This is a genomic window from Kitasatospora sp. NEAU-69, from assembly GCF_057158765.1.
In genome coordinates this window covers 22,508-38,169 of sequence record NZ_JBWXUE010000038.1, presented here as the reverse complement: position 1 = coordinate 38,169, position 15,662 = coordinate 22,508, and the positions used below count along the sequence as shown (strand labels likewise).

Annotated in this window: 12 protein-coding genes and 1 tRNA gene; 6 read left to right on the top strand and 7 right to left on the bottom strand. The window is 73.1% G+C overall.

The window, feature by feature from the left end; translation table 11 throughout:
* Positions 1-95: 95 nt before the first annotated feature.
* Positions 96-1,628 (bottom strand): rifampin monooxygenase, encoded by a 1,533-nt coding sequence (gene rox, locus AC060L_RS31445; protein WP_483802368.1) that lies wholly within the window; start codon positions 1,626-1,628, stop codon positions 96-98.
* 446 nt (positions 1,629-2,074) lie between these two features.
* Here rox and AC060L_RS31440 point away from each other — a divergent pair, with 446 nt between their 5' ends.
* Positions 2,075-3,001, top strand: a complete 927-nt coding sequence (locus AC060L_RS31440) for a bestrophin family protein (RefSeq protein ID WP_483802367.1) — start codon at positions 2,075-2,077, stop codon at positions 2,999-3,001.
* Positions 3,002-3,080: 79 nt separating this feature from the next.
* On the opposite strand, the gene AC060L_RS31435 is transcribed toward AC060L_RS31440, so the two are convergent.
* The 3 genes from AC060L_RS31435 to AC060L_RS31425 form a co-directional block, all read right to left on the bottom strand.
* Positions 3,081-3,950, bottom strand: coding sequence for a class II glutamine amidotransferase (locus tag AC060L_RS31435; protein WP_483802366.1), 870 nt, complete (start codon positions 3,948-3,950; stop codon positions 3,081-3,083).
* Positions 3,951-4,037: 87 nt separating this feature from the next.
* A complete protein-coding gene (gene pth, locus AC060L_RS31430) occupies positions 4,038-4,613 on the bottom strand; it encodes an aminoacyl-tRNA hydrolase (protein ID WP_483802365.1) in 576 nt (191 codons plus the stop codon).
* A 277-nt stretch (positions 4,614-4,890) separates the two neighbouring features.
* A tRNA-Met gene (locus AC060L_RS31425) sits at positions 4,891-4,964 on the bottom strand.
* Positions 4,965-5,137: 173 nt separating this feature from the next.
* Here AC060L_RS31425 and AC060L_RS31420 point away from each other — a divergent pair.
* Complete coding sequence (locus AC060L_RS31420) at positions 5,138-6,952, top strand: MFS transporter (RefSeq protein ID WP_483802364.1); 1,815 nt, start codon at positions 5,138-5,140, stop codon at positions 6,950-6,952.
* 2 nt (positions 6,953-6,954) lie between these two features.
* Positions 6,955-7,410, top strand: coding sequence for a MarR family winged helix-turn-helix transcriptional regulator (locus AC060L_RS31415; protein ID WP_483802401.1), 456 nt, complete (start codon positions 6,955-6,957; stop codon positions 7,408-7,410).
* 51 nt (positions 7,411-7,461) lie between these two features.
* On the opposite strand, the gene AC060L_RS31410 is transcribed toward AC060L_RS31415, so the two are convergent.
* Together AC060L_RS31410 and AC060L_RS31405 are read right to left on the bottom strand one after the other, a co-directional pair.
* The gene (locus AC060L_RS31410; RefSeq protein WP_483802363.1) at positions 7,462-8,289 is read right to left on the bottom strand and encodes a hypothetical protein; all 828 of its coding nucleotides are present in this window, start codon (positions 8,287-8,289) and stop codon (positions 7,462-7,464) included.
* A 91-nt stretch (positions 8,290-8,380) separates the two neighbouring features.
* The gene (locus tag AC060L_RS31405) at positions 8,381-8,920 is read right to left on the bottom strand and encodes a GbsR/MarR family transcriptional regulator (protein WP_483802362.1); all 540 of its coding nucleotides are present in this window, start codon (positions 8,918-8,920) and stop codon (positions 8,381-8,383) included.
* Between the two features lie 165 nt (positions 8,921-9,085).
* On the opposite strand from AC060L_RS31405, the gene AC060L_RS31400 reads away from it, so the two are divergent.
* From AC060L_RS31400 to AC060L_RS31390, 3 genes are all read left to right on the top strand, one after another.
* Positions 9,086-10,075 carry an ABC transporter ATP-binding protein gene (locus AC060L_RS31400; protein ID WP_483802361.1) on the top strand — a complete coding sequence of 330 codons (990 nt, stop codon included), beginning with the start codon at positions 9,086-9,088 and terminating at the stop codon, positions 10,073-10,075.
* A complete protein-coding gene (locus tag AC060L_RS31395; protein ID WP_483802360.1) occupies positions 10,072-11,670 on the top strand; it encodes an ABC transporter permease in 1,599 nt (532 codons plus the stop codon). The genes AC060L_RS31400 and AC060L_RS31395 overlap by 4 nt, the downstream gene beginning before the upstream one ends.
* 212 nt (positions 11,671-11,882) lie before the next feature.
* The gene (locus AC060L_RS31390; protein WP_483802359.1) at positions 11,883-12,647 is read left to right on the top strand and encodes a thioesterase II family protein; all 765 of its coding nucleotides are present in this window, start codon (positions 11,883-11,885) and stop codon (positions 12,645-12,647) included.
* An 85-nt stretch (positions 12,648-12,732) separates the two neighbouring features.
* On the opposite strand, the gene AC060L_RS31385 is transcribed toward AC060L_RS31390, so the two are convergent.
* Complete coding sequence (locus tag AC060L_RS31385) at positions 12,733-15,636, bottom strand: helix-turn-helix transcriptional regulator (RefSeq protein ID WP_483802358.1); 2,904 nt, start codon at positions 15,634-15,636, stop codon at positions 12,733-12,735.
* Positions 15,637-15,662 lie beyond the last annotated feature (26 nt).

The window sequence follows — 15,662 nt, the reverse complement described above, 5'->3', positions numbered from 1 at the left end:
GCGTCCATGGTCCTCCGGGTTGGTGCCACCCGGAGTCCAGTCCACCCAGTTCGGCGAGTTCGGCCCATATGCGCCCGCCACGCCGAGCCTGCCCGCTACAGTGCGCCCGCACCATTGGGTCGTGCGCCCGCACCGTCGGGCAGTGCGCCCGCACCGTCGGCGGCGGCGCCGAACCACTGGGGCAGTCGGTCGAGCAGCTCCTGCTGGTCCTCACCGACCCACGCCACGTGGCCGTCCGGGCGCAGCAGCACCGCGGGCACGTCCAGGGCCGTCAACTCCTCGCTGACGTCCGCGACGTGGTCCACCCGGTCGGCCCAGCCCGCCACCGAGAGCCGGCCGGTCTGGTCGAGCAGCAGCCCGCGCCCGCCGTGCATCAGCTCGTAGAGGCGGCCGTGCTTCAGCGCGACGTCCCGCAGCCGCCGGCCGACCAGCTGATGCCCCTCACCGGAGTCACCGGCGTCGGGGGAGTCGCCGAAGTCGTAGCGGAGCCCGATCGCGCTGAGCTTCTCGATCACGCGCCGGTTCACCTCCTCGAACTCCATCAGCTCCGACAGCAGCCGGCGCAGCGCCTGCGGACCCGGCTCGGTGGACGTCAGCAGCATCTGGGCGCGGGTGAGCTCCAGTACGCCCGCGGCCACCGGCTGCCGTTCGTCCTGGTAGCTGTCCAGCAGCCCCGCCGGCGCCCAGCCGGCCACCTCGGCGGCCAGCTTCCAGCCGAGGTTGAACGCGTCCTGGACACCGAGGTTGAGCCCCTGCCCGCCGATCGGCGGGTGGACGTGCGCCGCATCGCCCGCCAGCAGCACCCGGCCGCTGCGGTAGCGCTCGGCCAGGCGGGTGGCGTCGCCGAAGCGGGAGAGCCAGCGCGGCGAGTGCACCCCGAAGTCGGTGCCGGCGATCGCCCGCAGCTGCTGCCTGAACTCCTCCAGGGTCGGTGTGGCGCGGTCCTCGGCCACCCCCTCGGCGGGCACCACGACCCGGTACGTCCCGTCCCCCAGCGGCATCGCGCCGAACCGCAGCTGGGTCCTGCGCACCTCGGCCACCGTGGCGGCCAGCTCCTCCGGCGGCGCCGTCACCGCCATCTCGCCCAGCAGCGTCTCCATCCGCGAGGGCTCGCCGGGAAACCCGATGCCGAGCAGCTTGCGCACGGTGCTGCGACCGCCGTCGCAGCCCACCAGGTAGCGCGAGCGAAGCCGTGTGCCGTCGGCGAGCTCGACGGTCACGCCGTCCTCGTCCTGGCTCAGGCCGATCAGCTCGCAGCCGCGCCGGAGCTCGGCGCCGAGTTCTTCGGCGTGCTCGGTCAGCAGGCGCTCGGTGCTCTGCTGCGGAATGCCCAGGACGTACGAGTGCGCGGTGTCCAGGTGCTCGGGCCATGACGTGCCCAGGCCCGCGAAGAACCCGCCGACCCGGTACTGCGTGCCGAGTGCCAGGAACCGCTCCAGCAGACCGCGCTGGTCCATCACCTCGATGGTGCGCACGTGGAGGCCGAGCGCGCGGGACCGCTCGTTCGGCTCGGCCGCCTTGTCCAGCACGAGCACGCGCACGCCGTGCAGCCGCAACTCGCCCGCCAGCATCAACCCGGTCGGCCCGGCACCGGCGACGATCACGTCGGTATCACTGTCAGCCATCATGAGAGACGCCCCTTCACCAAGATCACATTCCGTCGGCCGCCCGCGTTGCCGCAGGTCCCGGCTTCGATCGGAGATTCTGCGGCATGACCGGGGCCTTGCCGCAAGGCCCCCGGTGCGCTATAAGTTGAGAGTGGCAAGGAGTGGGCGACCTCCTTGCCTTTGCCATGTGCCGACCGCGCGCCGCGCCGATCGGCCGCCGAGCTGCCACCAAGCTGCCGGGCCGGGCTCGGCCGGGCCGGGCCGTGGAGTCGGGCCACCGCGGCGAAACGTTCATGACGTAGCACCAGCGAATCGCATCCTGTCCGGCGTGTTGATGAGCCGTCAGAAGTGCTGTGAATAACGGGAGTTGGCGGTTTCAGCAGCTGATCGGCGCAGTCGACCGGTGATCGGGTCTGGCCGTACGGTTGCGCTGTTGGTGTGTCCGCCTGCCTGATCCCGGAGTCTGCATGATTCTCAAGCGTCAGTTCACCCCGGTCTCGATGTGGCCCTATGCGCGGTTCGAGCTGGTTCTGGGGGCGGCCAGTTCGGTGTGTGCGTGGGAGTTGATCGATCAGAACCGGTTCACGGGTTTCATGTTGCCCTCGCTGCTGGCGACGGTGCTGGGTACCTCGTTGTCGATCCTGTTGGCGGTGCGGGTCAACACGGCTTATCAGCGGTGGTGGGAGGCGTCGGCGATCTGGGGTTCGATCACGGGTCTGTCGCGCAACCTGGTGCGTGTGGTGGTGACGGTGACGGCTGCCAAGCACGACGCGGATCCGAAGGCGGTGCGCACGTTCCAGCATGACATCGCGCGTCGTCAGGTGGCCTACGCGGTCGCGTTGCGGGCGCAGTTGCGTGGTCTGGATGTGGATCGTGAGCTGGAGGCGCGGCTGAGTGTGGCCGATCGTGCGGCGCTGGAGGGGATCGACAACAAGGCGAGCATGCTGCTGGCGCTGCAGAGTCACCGGATCCACGCGTCGTATGTCGAGCAGATCCTGACGGGTCTGGACAACTTCCAGATGGAGACGGCGCTGGCGGCGTTGTCCACACAGACGGCGTTGGCGGAGCGGTTGACGCAGCAGCCGGTGCCGCGTGCGTATGACGTGTTCTCGCGGTATCTGGTGCACCTGTACGTGGTGGTGTTCCCGTTCGCGGTGATCTCCGCGCTGCCGGTCGACCGCTGGACGGTGATTCCGGCGACGTTGGTGGTGGCGTTCGCGTTCCGGATCCTGGAGCAGATCGGTCACGTGGTGGAGTCGCCGTTCGGCAACACGATCCATGACCTGCCGGTGACCGCGATCGGCACGCTGCTGGAGCGTGACCTGCTCGAACTCACCGGCCAGGAGGACCGGCTGCCCGCCGCCCCCAAGCCCGCGGACGGCTACCTCTGGTAACCGCCCCTGTACATGGCTGTGGCCCGGTGCGTCGCCGCACGGGCCACAGCCATGGGTGGAGAGGTGGGTGCCACGCGCCTCATCGTGCGCGCTGCGAGGCGGCCGCGTCGGGGTGCAGGTCCGCCAGGCTCAGCGGCTGTGCGGGTGGTTCGGGCAGCACCAGGCGCCGGGCGACCGTCAGGTCGGCGCCGACGTGCAGCAGTTCCCCCGAACGCAGCTGCGTCCAGGCGGGGTTGTCGTCCATCCGCTCGCTCGCGATCACGACGGCGGGCCTGCGGGCCAGGTCGGCGCTGTGCACGCGCAGCCGACCGGCGGTGCCCGCGTGGTCGAGGTGGCGGATGCCGTGGTGGCCGCCGGCCGCCCGTTCGAGCACGTAGAGGTCGTTCGTGTCGGGGTAGCGCAGCGCCCAGAGCTCGCGCGCGGTGGCGAGCACCAGGTTCAGCGCGAACAGCGGCAGGTGGGCCGCGATCCAGCCGGCGGCGGCCTCGATCCCGGCGCCGACGTCGCCGTCGCGCGCGGCGGTCTCGCGGCTGATCAGGGCGAAGAACCGCTCCGAGTCGGTCTCGCCGCCCACCCGCGCGCGGTCCGCGCCGAGCTGCGCGTCCAGCGCCTCCAGGCCCTCGATCACCCCGTTGTGTGCGAACAGCCGCCCGTCCTGCTCGAACGGGTGGGTGTTGCGCGTCTCCAGCGCCCCGGTGGAGGCGTAGCGGACGTGCGCGACGAAGGTGGTGGAGCGCACCTGGCGGGCCTCGCGGGCGAAGTCACGGTCCTGCCAGGCGGCGATCGGCGCCTTGCGCACCTGCGCCCGCCCGTCCTCGTCGAAGAAGCCCAGCCCCGTCCCATCGGGTTCGCGGTGGCTCTGGTCACTGAGACTGTCGGGCGCGTCCAGCAGCCAGAACGTGGCGCGGGCGCGGTGTGGGGCACTGCTCATGCCGAACAGACGGCACATCTGCCTGCCTCCCGGGACGTGGTGCGGCACGGTCCCCTCCATCCTGACCGCCCCCGCGCCCGCCGGCGACGCCGACGCGAACGGGCCCTACCCCTCGGCGTCCTCGGCGGCGACGTGCAGTGCGTCCTGTGCGCGGTTCAGGCCGCGCGCGATCAGTGCCTCGACGGCGTCGGCGCAGCGGTCCAGCAGCACGGGCAGCTGCTCCTCCTCGGTGGGGGAGAAGGCCTGCAGGACGAACGAGCCGATCGTCTGGCCCTTGGGCGGACGTCCGATCCCCACCCGCAGCCGGGCGTGGTCACGGCCGCCCAGCGCCTTCTCCACCGAGCGCGCGCCGTTGTGCCCGCCCGGGCCGCCGCCGCGCTTCAGCCTGGCGGCACCGAAGGGGAAGTCGAGGTCGTCCTGCACCACCAGCACCCGCTCGGCGGCCACCCCGTGCGCGCGCACGACGGCGGCCAGTGCGCCGCCCGACAGGTTGATCGACCACTGCGGCTTGACCAGCACCACCCGCCGGCCCGCGACCTCGACCTGCGTGACGCGGCTGCGCAGCCCACGCAGCCGGAACCGCGCCCCGTGCCGCTCGGCGAGCCGGTCCAGGACCAGGAACCCGGCGTTGTGCCGGGTCCGGGCGAACCACGGCCCGGGGTTGCCCAGCCCCGCCACCACCCAGCACTCCTGGGTCGCCCTCGACCCGGGCGGCGAGCTCGCTTCGGTCGCTGCCCCCGACTCTGTTCCCGCCCCGGCCATCGCCTCGGACACTGACCCCGACATCGACTTACCGCCTCCCACCAGCACGTTTCCCGGCCGCTCCGGTACGGACCGGCCCGCGCCCCATCTTGCCGTAGCCCCCGTCCGGGCCTCCGGCCACCGGCCCCGGAGCCCGGAAACGCCGCAAGGCCGGACCCGCTGCACGATCTGCAGTGGATCCGGCCTTGGTGAGCAGTAGCGGGGACAGGATTTGAACCTGCGACCTCTGGGTTATGAGCCCAGCGAGCTACCGAGCTGCTCCACCCCGCGTCGGTAAACACGACTGTACGGCATCGAACAGTGAGGACGAAATCCATTTCGCCCGGCCGGGGCGGCGGGGGCGTGCGCAACCGGTGAGGGGCTGACACGGAGGCGAGGTGGCGATAAATTTAGTTTACGTATGCTAAGCAGATTGTCGTGCTCGTCCTGAGGGGGAAGCCGCCATGGCAGCGCCGAACGTCCCGGCACCAGGTCCAGGTCCGATACCCGAGCCCAATCAGGAGCCCACGCCCGAGCCCGCGCCCGCTCCCACGCCGGCGCCCGCGCCCGCCCGCAAGGGTGGGATCGGGGCGGAGCACCCGCGCTACAAGTGGATCGCGCTGTCGAACACCACGCTGGGCATGCTGATCGCCACCGTGAACTCCTCGATCGTGCTGATCTCGCTGCCCGCCATCTTCAACGGCATCAAGCTCGACCCGCTCCAGCCGGGCAACGTCAGCTACCTGCTGTGGATGCTGATGGGCTACATGCTCGTCACCGCCGTCCTGGTGGTCGCACTGGGCCGGCTCGGCGACATCTGGGGGCGGGTGCGGATCTACAACGCCGGTTTCCTGATCTTCACCGTCGTCTCCGTCGTCCTCTCCCTCGACCCGATGCAGGGCGCCGGCGGCGCGCTGTGGCTGATCGGCTGGCGGGTCGCGCAGGCGGTCGGTGGGGCGATGCTGATGGCCAACGCCGCCGCGATCATCACCGACGCGTTCCCCGCGGCCCAGCGCGGCATGGCGCTGGGCGTCAACATGGTGGCCGCGATCGCCGGTTCGTTCGTCGGCCTGGTGCTCGGCGGGCTGCTCGCGGAGTGGAACTGGCGGTCGATCTTCTGGGTCAACGTGCCGATCGGCCTGCTCGGCACCGTGTGGGCCTACCGCTCGCTGCGCGAGAGCGGGGTGCGCAGGCCCGGGCGGATCGACTGGTGGGGGAACATCACCTTCGCGCTCGGCCTCACCGCGCTGCTGGCCGCCATCACCTACGGCATCCAGCCCTACGGCGGCCACACCATGGGCTGGTCCAACCCGTGGGTGCTCGCCGGGCTGATCGGCGGCGCCGCCGTGCTGGGCCTGTTCTGCCTGGTGGAGTCGAAGGTCGCCGAGCCGATGTTCCCGCTGCGGCTGTTCCGCGACGCGGTCTTCGCCGGCGGCAACGCGGCCACCCTGCTCGGCTCGATCGCCCGCGGTGGGCTGCAGTTCATGCTGATCGTCTGGCTCCAGGGCATCTGGCTGCCGCTGCACGGCTACGACTACGCCGACACCCCACTGTGGGCCGGCATCTACCTGGTCCCGCTCACCATCGGCTTTCTGGCGGCCGGTCCGGTCTCCGGACACCTCTCCGACCGCTACGGCGCCCGGCTGTTCGCGGCCGGCGGCCTGGTGGTGATGGCGGCCTCGTTCGCCGGACTGCTCCTGCTGCCCACCGACTTCGGCTACGGCTGGTTCGCGCTGCTGGTCTTCCTGAACGGCCTGGGCGGCGGGCTGTTCGCCGCGCCCAACACCGCGCTGGTGATGTCCAGCGTGCCGGCCGCCGACCGCGGCGCCGCCTCCGGAATGCGGGCCACCTTCCAGAACGCCGGCATGGTGCTGTCGATCGGCGTCTTCTTCTCCCTGATGGTCGCCGGCCTCTCGCACTCCCTGCCGCACACGCTGGACGCTGGCCTCACCGGGCAAGGCGTCTCCGCCACCGACGCCCACACCATCGCGCAACTGCCGCCGGTCGGCACGCTGTTCGCGGCGTTCCTCGGCTACAACCCGATCCGCCAGCTGCTCGGCCCGCACGTGCTGAACTCCCTGCCGAGCGCGAACGCGCAGACGCTGACCGGCCGCGAGTTCTTCCCGCACCTGATCTCCGGGCCCTTCCACGACGGTCTGGTGGTCGTGTTCACCCTGGCGATCGTCATGTCGCTGGTCGGCGCCGCCGCCTCGCTGCCGCGCGGCCGACGTGCTCGCCAGGCATCCGTTCCCACAGAGCCCGGGAGGAAAGCCAAGTGAGCATGCCCGACACCGGTACGCCCGACTTCGACCCCGCTACCGTCGCCCGGCTGCGGCTGGTCGTCGCCCGGCTCTACCGGCAGCTCAGCCAGGCCTCCGGCGGCCAGGACCTCACCTACGCACAGCTGTCCGCGCTTGCCAGGACCGAGGAGCACGGACCGCTGCGCCTGGGCGAACTCGCCGCGCTGGAAGGCGTCGCCGCGCCGTCGATGACCCGCACCGTCACCCCGCTGGTGACGGCGGGCCTGATCGCCCGCACGCCCGACCCCGAGGACGGCCGTTCGTCCCTGGTGCAGCTGACCGCCGACGGCGCCGAGCTGCTGGCCGGCATCCGGCGCCAGCGCTCCGAGTTGCTCGCCCGCCGGATCGCCGCACTGCCCGCGGCGGAGCGGCGCACGCTGCAGGCCGCCGTGCCGGTCCTGGAGCACCTGCTGAGCGACGAGGGCCGCACGCCCTGACCCGGCGGGCCTGACCCGACGGGCCGGTCACCTCGTGAGGGCGAGGTCCGGTCAGGCGATCGGCGTCGCCTGGTCCCCCTCCAGCAGCAGCTGCGGGACCTGGCTGAACGCCCAGCTGCCGTTGCCCTCGCGGGTGAACACCCACACCACGTCGAACCGTTCGTCCGGCCAGCGGGTCGGCGCGGCGGGGGTGACGGCACCCAGGTGGGCGACGATGGCCGGGATGCTCTCGTGCTCCCAGGCCACCAGCGCCGCGCCGCTCAGCCCGAGCAGCGCGGTGGCCAGCTGCGCCTCCTGCCCCTTGGCGAACCGGGTGTCCGGGACGCCGCCGAGGACGGCCGCTACCGGGGTGACGGTCTGGTAGGGGCGCTTGCTGGCCTTGCCGTTCGGATCGGCGGCGTAGACCGCGCCCGGGCGCGCCAGGCCGGGCGCCGCGGCGCCGGGGGTGCCGGTGCCGGTGGGCGGGGCGAACAGGTGGACCAGCGCGCCCGCGCGGGTCCAGCCGCGTACGGTCAGCGACTTGGCGTCCTGCTCGCCGTCGGCCGTGATCCCGTACGGGGCGCCGGAGCCGGTCGGCTTCTCGGCGTGGCGCACCATCATGAGCACCTGCGGCCCGCCGCCGGCCGTCCCGCTCAGCATGGTGCCCGTCACCCGCTCGGCGGCCGTGGTGGCCGCCCCGGGCGTCGCGCCGGCCGCCGAGTCGCTCGCCTTGTGCCCGGAGTGGTGCTGGGCGCAGCCGCCGACCGCCGGGACGGCCGCCATCGCGGCGGCCGCGGCGGCGAACAGCGCGCGCCGCCGCGGGCGGACCTCTCCGGCACGCCCCTCGACCGCAGCAGCCGTAGCCGTAGTCGTAGACGTGTCTGCTGTCGTTCCCGCCATGCCCACCTCCGGACGCTCACTTGCACGTACGCGTACGAGTATCCGACGCGCCGGTCGGCGTGGGTAGAGCGGGGGCCGCCGTGGCCCGGGGCTACCCCTGAGCCTCCGGGGGAGTGGCCTGCGGGTCTTGCGAGGTCTGCGCGGTGTTCGCGCGCTGTGCCTTCCACTTGACCAGGATCGCGGACATCTCGTGCTGCGCGAAGACGAAGAAGTCCCGCATCTCGGCCACCCGTGCGCCCGCGTTGCTGCCGGTGCCGCCGAGCGGTTCGATCGCCTTCTCGGTGGTCGCGATGATCTGGTCGAACAGGCCCTGCTTGGCCGCCGTCCCGGTGTACCAGGTGTCGTCGGAGAGCAGGTAGAGGTCGCTGCGCGAGCCCGGCACGGACTCGCGCACGACCAGGCTGACCTGGCCCAGGTAACGCACCGCCCCCGAGATCGCGGCCGGGCTGGCCTGCAGCCGCTCGGCGAGCTCACCGGCCGTCAGGCCGCGCTTCTCGGCGGCCATCAGGGTGACCAGCACCCGGGCGCCCATCCTGGGGAATCCCCAGTCGGCGAACAGCATCGCGAGCTGCTCGACGAAGCGCCTGGCCCCCTCCTCGTCCCGGCCCCCGGACACGTCGTCCCCGTTCATCCCCGCTCCTTCGCCATGTCGTGGCCAGGTCCTGTACCTGGCGCAGCGTCAAGTTCGTTGCCTGCACGGCACATCGACAGTGTGCCGCACACACACTTTCGAGTTGCTCGTAGATTCACAATTCTCTGAAGACATTGTACGTTGGTGGCTGTGACAGCAATCAACATGATCGACATCTCTGGGCTGCACAAGCGGTTCGGAGCGGCCGTCGCGCTCGACGGACTGGACCTGCAGGTGGCCGAGGGCGAGGTGCACGGCCTGCTGGGGCCCAACGGAGCCGGCAAGTCCACCACCATCCGCGTCCTGCTGGGCCTGCTGCGCGCGGACGGCGGAGAGGCCAGGCTGTTAGGCGGGGATCCGTGGCGCGACGCCACCACCCTGCACCGGCGCCTCGCGTACGTGCCGGGCGACGTCAACCTGTGGCCGAACCTGACCGGCGGCGAGACGATCGACCTGCTCGGCTCGATGCGCGGCGGCCTGCAGAAGGCCCGGCGCGACGCGCTGGTGGAACGCTTCGAGCTCGACCCGAAGAAGAAGGGCCGGGCCTACTCCAAGGGCAACCGGCAGAAGGTGGCGCTGGTCGCCGCCCTCGCCTCCGACGTCGAGCTGCTGATCCTGGACGAGCCGACCTCGGGCCTGGACCCGCTGATGGAGGCGGTCTTCAGTGACTGCGTGGCCGAGGCCAAGGACCGGGGTGTGAGCGTCCTGCTGTCCAGTCACATCCTCAGTGAGGTCGAGCGGTTGTGCGACCGGGTCTCGATCGTCCGGGCCGGCCGCACGGTGGAGACCGGCACGCTGGAGGGGCTGCGCCACCTGTCGCGCACCACGGTGGTCGCAACGGTGGCCCGGCCCGTCGCCGGGCTCGACCTGATCGCCGGGGTGCACGAGCTGCGGGTCGAAGGGCTCTCGCTGCGCTGCCAGGTGGACCAGGACGCCCTGGAGAAGGTGCTGCGCCTGCTGACCGACGCGGGCGTGCAGTCGCTGACCAGCCGGCCGCCCACGCTGGAGGAGCTCTTCCTGCGCTACTACGCGGGCGATGCGGGTGCTGCGGGAGATGCGGGTGCCGCGGGCGGTGCTGAGGGGGCGGTTGCCGGACAGGGCGGGGCGCCGGGCACCGAGCAGGGCGCGGGGCGCAACGTGGGAGTGAACCGGTGAGCCGCGGTGGCCCCGCCGGGATGCGCGAGATGTCGCGGCTCGCCTCCCGCCGCGACCGGATCATCCTGCCGCTGTGGGCCTACGCCCTGATCGGCAGCTCGGCCTCGACGGCGTACAGCATCAAGGGCCTGTTCCCGGACCAGGCGTCCCGGCAGAACTTCGTGGACGGCATCGGCGCTGCCGCCGGCGCCGCCGCGCTCTACGGCAGGATCCTGAACAGCACGCCCGGCGGGATCGTCGCCTGGCGCTCCGCGGTGCTCGGCGCGGTGCTCGCCGCCGTGATGTCCACCCTGCTGATCGTGCGGCACACCCGGGCCGAGGAGCAGACCGGTCGTCAGGAGCTGGTGGCCGCAGGCGCGGTGGACCGGGTCGCGCCGCTGGCCGCCGCGCTCCAGCTGGTGATCGCGGTCAACCTCTCGGTCGGCGTGGTGATCGGCGCGGTCTTCCCGTTCCTGGGCCTGCCGGCGGCCGGTGCCTTCGCGCTGGGCCTGTCGATCGCGGGCTGCGGGATCGTCTTCGCCGGGATCGCGGCGCTCTGCGCGCAGCTGTTCGAGTCCTCGCGCACCGCGAACGCGGTCTCGCTGAGCGTGCTCGGTGTCTGCTACCTGGTGCGGGCCGTGGGCGACATGAACCACTCGCTCTCCTGGCTGCTGTGGGCCTCGCCGGTGGGCTGGGCCGAGCAGGTGCAGCCGTACGGCGGCGACCGGTGGTGGGCGCTGGCCGTTCCGGCGGTTGCCGCCGTCGTGCTGATCGCGGTGGCGCTGCGGCTGCTGCGCGAACGCGACTTCGGCGCGGGCGTGCTGGCGCAGCGGCCCGGCCCGGCCTATGCCTCGGCGACCACCCGTGGCGTGTTCGGCCTGGCCTGGCGGCTGCACCGCGGCACGCTGATCGGCTGGACGGTCGGCGTGCTGGTCGGGGCGCTGGTGTTCGGCTCCTTCGTCAAGGACGTCGGCGTGCTGACCGGCAGCGCCCGGGTCCGCCAGATCATGGCGGAGCTGGGCGGTACGCAGGACATGGGCGACGCGTACATCTCCTCGATCATGGGCCTGTTCGGGATCCTGGCTGCGGTCTTCGCGCTCACCGTGATCGTGCGGGCCCGCGCGGAGGAGAGCGGCGGGCGGATCGAGCTGGTCTTCGCCGGGACCCCGGGCCGGGCCGCCTGGGTGCTCAGCCACGCGCTGCTCGCGGTGGCCGGCTCGGCCGTGCTGCTGGCCGCCGCCGGGCTCGGCGCCGGACTCTCCGACGGCCTGGGCCGGCACGACCTGGGGCACGCGCTCGCCAGCCTGCTCGGCGCGGCCTTCGCGCAGTTGCCGGCGGTGCTGCTGGTCGCCGCGATCGCGCTGGTGCTGTTCGCCGCGCTGCCCCGGTACACGGTTGCGGGGTGGGGCGTGCTGGGCGTCTTCGCCTTCCTGACGCTGGTGGGGCCGGAGTTGAAGGTCGGGCAGTACCTGCTGGACCTCTCGCCGTTCAGCCAGGTGCCCAAGCTGCCCGGTGCCGCCTTCGCCGCGACGCCGCTGGTGGTGATGGGCGTGCTGGCCCTGCTCGGCCTGCTCGCCGCGCTGGCCGCCTTCCGCCGCCGCGACCTGCTCGCGTAGCGGAGGTGGTCCGTCCGCGGCGGTCCGTTCGAGCTGGTCCGTGCGAGCTGGGCGGCTAAGGGGCCGGGTGGGGGAGTTAGGGGTTCTGCCGAGGACCCGGGCCTTCCTACCCTGAACTCCATTCCGGAGGCGGCTCGTTCGCCGCCTCCGGTCCCGCACCCCGACCCCGCGCGTCGGCGGTTCCCGCGCCGATGCGTCCAAGGAGCTGTTCGATGAGTACTTCCGCCCCGGACCAGGAGCTCTGGATCCGGCGTTACCAGCCGTCCGCGGACGGCGGCCTGCGCCTGGTCTGCTTCGCGCACGCCGGAGGGTCGGCGAGCTTCTTCCACAAGCTCTCCGCGCTGCTCGCGCCCGAGATCGAGGTGCTGGCCGTGCAGTACCCCGGCCGGCAGGACCGGCGGGGCGAGCCCCTGGCCGAGAGCATCGACGCGCTGGCGCGGCCGATCGCCGCGGTGGTGGCCGGGCTGGGCGAGCAGCCGTACGCGTTCCTCGGGCACAGCATGGGCGCCATCGTGGCCTACGAGGTCGCGCGCCGGCTCGGCGAGCAGGGCGCGCCCGGCCCGCTGCACCTGATCGCCTCCGGCCGCCGCGCCCCCTCCCGCTACCGGCCCGGCGACGTGCACCTGCGGGACGACGAGGGCCTGCTGGACGAGCTGCGCTCGCTCGGCGGCACCGACGAGCGGCTGCTCGCCGATCCGGAGATCCGCCAGATGGCGATCGGGCCCACCCGCAGCGACTACAAGGCCGTCGAGACCTACCAGGAGGCGCCCGGGTTCAAACTGTCCTGCCCGGTGACGGTCCTGGCCGGCACCGAGGACCCGCACACCACGCTGGAGGAGGCCGCAGCCTGGGCCGAGCACACCAGCGCGGGTTGCGAGCTGCTGACCTTCCCCGGCGGCCACTTCTTCCTCGACGAGCAGCGGCCCGAGGTCGCCGAAGCGATCCGTGGCACCCTGCGCGGCCCGGTCGGGGCCTGAGCCCGCCGGGGTCGGCTCCGGGGCGACTCGGATCCGACCCCGGCGACCGGCCGCGACCTCGGCGTGGACTGGGTCAGTGGGGTGCTCAGGCGCGGACCACCTCCGCCTGTGGGCCGGTGTACAGGACCAGGGCGAGCTTGGCCCGGTCCTTGACGCCCACCTTGCGGTACATCCGGGTCAGGTGCTGCTCGACCGTACTGACCGTGATGTAGAGCTGTTTGGCGATCTCGCTGTTCGTGTGGCCGAGCGCCACCAGGTCGGCGACCCGCTGCTCCGCGTCGGTCAGGACCACCGCCGGGCCCTGTGGTTCGGCCTCGGGGCGGTCACAGTCGGCCGGGAGCAGCCGGCTGAGCGGCCGGGCCTGGCAGGTGTCCGCGATCGTGCGGGCCTGGGAGCCGATCACCCGGGCCCGGCGGGTCTCGCCCACGGTGTTGTACAGCTCGGTCAGATCGGCGAGCGCGCGGGCCAGTTCGTAGCGGTCCCCGCTCTCCTGGAGCGCGTCCACGGCCTGCCGCAGCAGGATCAGGCGCCGACGCGGTTCGTGGGTGGCCGCCAGCAGGCGCAGCGTGGCGCCGCGGCTGCGCTGGGAGTCGCCGGTGTCGCCGCGGCTCAGCTCCTCCTCCAGCACGGCGCGGGCGCGCTTGCGCTCGCCCATCCGCAGCCAGGCCTCGCCCGCGTCGTTGCGCCAGGCGATCAGGCCCGGCACGTCCACGCCCCAGCGGCCCATCAGCTCGCCGCAGCCCTGGAAGTCGCTCAGCGCGCCGTCCCAGTCCCCGACCGCGAGGCTGTGCCGGCCGCGCGCGTGCAGGTAGTGCAGGCCGCCGCGGCTCTGCAGTCCCGCCTCGGGCAACGGCAGGTAGAGCAGGTCGGTGGCCTCGTCGTCGCGGCCCATCGAGGTGAGCGCGATCAGCAGGCTGGCCAGCGGAGCGCCCAGTGCCACGCCCCACTCCTCGGCCGGCACCGCCTCGAACGCGGCGCTCGCGTGCCGCACCGCCCCGGGCAGGTCGCCCAGGCGCACGCAGATCTCGGCGCGCAGCGCGTGCAGCCGCGCCCCGCTGCCGCGCTCGCCGCGCTCGTGCGCCGCGCCGATCAGCTCGTCGCAGTGCGGCGCGGCCAGTGCGGGGCGTTCGGCGTAGGTCAGCGCGAGCAGCGCGCACTCGATCGTGTCCAGGTCGGTGCCGTCCAGCCGGGTGCCCTGCAGGATCCGCTCCGCCTTGCGCACCACGCGCTCGGACGGGCCCTGGGCCAGTACCGCGTCCAGCACCGCCGCCGCGTCGTGGCGGCGCCGGCTCTCGGTGCTGGGCGGCGCGCCGAGCCGTTCGGCCGCGCCCGCCTCGCCGCCGGGCAGCAGCTCCAGCAGCGGCGGGTAGGAGCAGCGCAGCCAGGAACGGGCCGCGTGCAGCTCTGCACCCGCCTGGGCGGTGTCCTCGTGTGCCGTGCCTGCCGTGCCGCCCGTGCCTGCCGTGCCTGCCGGGCCCGGTGCGGACAGCTGGGTCAGCGCCTCCCGGGCCGCCTCGAAGCGGCCGTACCCCAGCAGCACCCGCACCAGTGCCAGCACGTCGTCGCCGCGCAGGTGGCCCTCGCGCACCGCCTGCAGGAGCTCGGTGACCCGCTGCTCGGGAACGCCCGGGCCCATCCGCAGCCGGGCTCGCAGCAGCGCCGTCCTGATCCGTGCCAGCTCGGCCTGGTCGGCGCTCAACTCGCAGGCCAGGCAGAGGTAGTCGACCGCGGTGGCGGCGCGGCCCTCGGCCAGTGCGAGGGTGGCCGCCGCGTCCAGCACCGGCACCGCCCACGGGGTGCGCAGGCCGCCGCCCGCCAGCAGGTGCTCGGCCACGGCGGAGGCCGAACCCCCTTGGGTGTAGGTGATCTTGGCGGCCTGGCGGTGCAGGAGAGCGGCGGCCTCCGGTTCGACGTCGGCCAGCACGGCGGCGGCCGCCGCCGGATGGCGGTAGCGCCCCTGGGCCAGGACACCCGCGGCCTCCAGCGCGGCCAGGCAACGGCCCACCTCCGTGGCGTCCAGGTCGAGCAGTCGCCCGATCGACTCGGGCCCGCCGAGTACGGCCAGGGCCTGCGCCACCCGTGCCGCCGGCGGGCGGCTGCGCTGCAGGCAGGAGAGCACCGCCTGCCCGTACGCCTCGGCGGCGGTGAGCGGCGCACTGGTCGCCGTGCTCTCACGGGCCTTGCCGTCGCTGGTCGTTGTACCCTCCTGGCCTGTGCTGCCGCGGCCTGTGCCGCCGTGGCCGGCCTCCTGGAGGTCGTCCAGTACCCCGGCGAGCAGCAGCGGATTGCCGCCGCTCACCCGCGCCGCCCATGGCGCGACCCGCTCCGCGGGCTCCTCGCCGAGCCGCTCCGCCACCACCTGGCGCACCTGCGCCGGTCCGAGCGGTGCCAACCGCAGGCTACGGGCCTGTGGTTGGCGCAGCAGCTCCAGCAGGAAGTCGGCGCCGTGGTCCACCGGCCGGTCGCCATGGCCGAAGACCGCCAGGACGGCGGTGCTGCGCACCCGGCGGGCCAGGTAGGCCAGGCAGGCCAGCGAGGCGGCGTCGGCTTGGTGCACGTCGTCCACCAGGATCGCCAGCGGCCGGGACCCGGCCAGGCCGAGCAGGACCGTGCAGAGCGAGTCGACGATCTGCGCGTCGGCCGCCGACAGCCTGGCCGGCCGGCCTGGCTGAGGTGCCGTCATATGTGCTGCGCCGACCGCGATCAGCTGGTCCACCCGGTCGTCGAGCGGGGCCGAGCGGACCGCATGGCAGCTGTGCAGGAGCTGGGCGACCACGCCCAGCGCGATGCCGCTCTCGGGCTCGGAGGCGACGGCGCTCAGGACCAGCGCGCCGCTCGCCCGGAGCCGGCGGGCGAACCCGGCCAGCAGCGTGCTCTTGCCCACCGCGACCGGTCCGCCGACCAGGGCCACGCCGCCTTCGCCGGATGCCGCTCGATCGAATAAACCGGTGAGAGTGACCAACGCGTCCGAGTGCTCGTACGCGTTCACAGTCCGCTCTCGCGGTGCGTGATTTC

What these genes read in the sequence shown, in the direction of transcription:
- AC060L_RS31400 (WP_483802361.1), top strand. Translation starts at nt 9,086, where the DNA reads ATGATCGACATCTCTGGGCTGCACAAGCGGTTCGGAGCGGCCGTCGCG.
- AC060L_RS31420 (WP_483802364.1), top strand. Translation starts at nt 5,138, where the DNA reads ATGGCAGCGCCGAACGTCCCGGCACCAGGTCCAGGTCCGATACCCGAG.
- AC060L_RS31410 (WP_483802363.1), bottom strand. Translation starts at nt 8,289, where the DNA reads ATGGCGGGAACGACAGCAGACACGTCTACGACTACGGCTACGGCTGCT.
- AC060L_RS31415 (WP_483802401.1), top strand. Translation starts at nt 6,955, where the DNA reads ATGCCCGACACCGGTACGCCCGACTTCGACCCCGCTACCGTCGCCCGG.
- AC060L_RS31435 (WP_483802366.1), bottom strand. Translation starts at nt 3,950, where the DNA reads ATGTGCCGTCTGTTCGGCATGAGCAGTGCCCCACACCGCGCCCGCGCC.
- AC060L_RS31405 (WP_483802362.1), bottom strand. Translation starts at nt 8,920, where the DNA reads ATGAACGGGGACGACGTGTCCGGGGGCCGGGACGAGGAGGGGGCCAGG.
- AC060L_RS31440 (WP_483802367.1), top strand. Translation starts at nt 2,075, where the DNA reads ATGATTCTCAAGCGTCAGTTCACCCCGGTCTCGATGTGGCCCTATGCG.
- rox (WP_483802368.1), bottom strand. Translation starts at nt 1,628, where the DNA reads ATGATGGCTGACAGTGATACCGACGTGATCGTCGCCGGTGCCGGGCCG.
- AC060L_RS31390 (WP_483802359.1), top strand. Translation starts at nt 11,883, where the DNA reads ATGAGTACTTCCGCCCCGGACCAGGAGCTCTGGATCCGGCGTTACCAG.